Below are 1,907 nucleotides of genomic sequence, written 5' to 3'. Positions count from 1 at the left end.
CTGTGAGCGTCATTTGCAGATCATGGGGAGGGAAGCGGCATGAGTATGCGCGAAGAGTTTGAGAAGTACTGCCGTGAAGATATGGGCTGGTCAGACGATGACCTGAAGTCCGGCCTGTATCGGGATACCTACTTCTGGCAGAAAACTGCTGACGCGTGGGAATTCTGGCAAGCCTCCCGCGCTGCCCTGGTAGTGCAGCTTCCTGTTCCAACTATGAGCCAGTACGCCAATAGGCATTCATACAACTGCGCTGTTGAGGCACTTGGTTGGGCCAAAGATGCCATCGAAGCAGTGGGCGTGGAGGTAAAGCGATGAGACAGGTAAGTCTTATGCAAGGCAACTGCCTGGATCTGCTTGATTCGGTACCGGACAGCTCCATAGACATGATCATGTGCGACCTTCCATACGGCACAACCGAATGCGATTGGGATTCTGTCCTTGATCTTGAGCAGCTATGGAAGCAGTACCTGCGCGTGACAAAGCTAGAAGCCGCAATCGTGCTGATGTCTGCCCAGCCTTTCTCATCAGTACTCGTAGCTAGCAACCTGCGGATGTTCCGCTATGAGTGGATATGGGAAAAGGGCAACGCAACAGGATTCCTGAATGCCAAGAAGCAGCCGCTGCGAGCTCATGAAAGCGCTCAGGTCTTCTACCGGAAGCAGCCGACCTACAACCCTCAAATGACCCACGGTCACGAGCGGCGCACCGCCAAGCGTAAGACCGTCGCCTCAGAATGCTATGGAAAGGCTTTGTCTTTGACCGAATACGACTCAACTAGTCGCTATCCGCGTTCGGTTCAGTTCTTCTCGAGCGACAAGCAGAAGGCCAACTACCACCCAACCCAAAAGCCAGTCGGCCTCATGGAGTACTTCATCCGCACCTATACGGTGCCGGGAATGACAGTACTCGATAACACAATGGGCAGCGGCACCACCGGTGTGGCTGCAGTTCGTTGTGGTTGTGACTTCGTAGGTATGGAGTTGGACCCGATCCACTTTGAGACTGCGGAAGATCGGATCAATGCCGAGTTAATCCGGCTCAGTACTCCGGTACCGCAAATCGACATGTTCGCGGGGTGCCCAGCATGAGGACCTACACCCTCACTACTGACCAGATAGCCGAAGTCCTTGAAAGCGCTTATGCCAAGGGCTTCGAGCGTGCTGCTCAGACAGATAACCCCACCGAGGCTAAGGGTACGGAGGCTTACCACCACTTCCGCTGCCAGGATCTTGAGCCGCTGCTGTTTGGGATAGACCGTCCTCGCAGAGAGCCAAGCCATAGCCAGTGCCAGCAAGAGCTACGCGCACAAGGCAAGCCGTATCCCCGCACCTGCGCGGTCTGTGGCTTAGGCCCATGCAAGGGAGGTAAGCGCTAATGGCTGAGATCAATACTGCCGCGGCTATTTGCCAGAAGCATTACAGCCTCAAGGACCGTTCCAGCTGTGGACGCTGCCCGCTTATCGCTCATTGTCATACCGCCCCAGGTCCAGGCCAAGAAGGGCTAGAGGCGTGGCAAATCAAGATCGAGCAGGCAGCGCGGGAGGGGAGTCATGGCTGAACGAGTCTTTCGCATAAACGAGGAGGCAGGCCTACGTGCCGCCTTCCTCGCCGCCTGGAACCTCGCAGGCGGAATGATCGGTAAAGCCAAGCATGGTCTTGAGATCGTTGTTCGCCCGATGAAGGACAAGCGCAGCGTTCAGCAGAACAGACGCTATCACGCCTTGATTCGTGAGCTGGCCGCTATCGCATGGCTGGATGGTCGCCAATACAGCAAGGAAGCATGGCATGAGTGGGCCAAGCAGGAGTTCATCGGCTGGGAAGACCTACCCAACGGGCAGCGCCGGGGCATCAGCACGACGACGCTCAGTATTGAAGACTTTGGTAACTACATGACCCAGATCGAGCAGT

Annotated in this window: 5 protein-coding genes; all 5 read left to right on the top strand. The window is 56.0% G+C overall.

The window, feature by feature from the left end; genetic code table 11:
* The first annotated feature begins 39 nt into the window (after positions 1–39).
* Positions 40–315, top strand: coding sequence for a phiTE_015 family protein (locus tag PLU01S_RS25045; RefSeq protein ID WP_074830754.1), 276 nt, complete (start codon positions 40–42; stop codon positions 313–315).
* A complete protein-coding gene (locus PLU01S_RS25040; RefSeq protein ID WP_074830757.1) occupies positions 312–1,088 on the top strand; it encodes a DNA-methyltransferase in 777 nt (258 codons plus the stop codon). Before PLU01S_RS25045 ends, PLU01S_RS25040 begins: the two co-directional genes overlap by 4 nt.
* Entirely contained in the window at positions 1,085–1,375 is a 291-nt protein-coding gene (locus tag PLU01S_RS25035; protein WP_074830760.1) for a hypothetical protein, read from the top strand. Before PLU01S_RS25040 ends, PLU01S_RS25035 begins: the two co-directional genes overlap by 4 nt.
* Positions 1,375–1,557, top strand: coding sequence for a hypothetical protein (locus PLU01S_RS25030; RefSeq protein WP_074830763.1), 183 nt, complete (start codon positions 1,375–1,377; stop codon positions 1,555–1,557). The genes PLU01S_RS25035 and PLU01S_RS25030 overlap by 1 nt, the downstream gene beginning before the upstream one ends.
* Positions 1,550–1,907, top strand: a 358-nt coding sequence (locus tag PLU01S_RS25025; protein WP_074830766.1) for a NinB/YbcN family protein, incomplete at its 3' end; no start/stop codon positions are given. The genes PLU01S_RS25030 and PLU01S_RS25025, both read left to right, overlap by 8 nt.

Source organism: Pseudomonas luteola NBRC 103146, assembly GCF_002091675.1.
GTDB lineage: Bacteria > Pseudomonadota > Gammaproteobacteria > Pseudomonadales > Pseudomonadaceae > Chryseomonas > Chryseomonas luteola.
This window is presented reverse-complemented; position numbering and strand designations above follow the sequence as displayed.

Excerpts from the sequence above, each read along its gene's own strand:
- PLU01S_RS25045 (WP_074830754.1), top strand. The coding sequence starts at position 40 with ATGAGTATGCGCGAAGAGTTTGAGAAGTACTGCCGTGAAGATATGGGC.
- PLU01S_RS25040 (WP_074830757.1), top strand. The coding sequence starts at position 312 with ATGAGACAGGTAAGTCTTATGCAAGGCAACTGCCTGGATCTGCTTGAT.
- PLU01S_RS25035 (WP_074830760.1), top strand. The coding sequence starts at position 1,085 with ATGAGGACCTACACCCTCACTACTGACCAGATAGCCGAAGTCCTTGAA.
- PLU01S_RS25030 (WP_074830763.1), top strand. The coding sequence starts at position 1,375 with ATGGCTGAGATCAATACTGCCGCGGCTATTTGCCAGAAGCATTACAGC.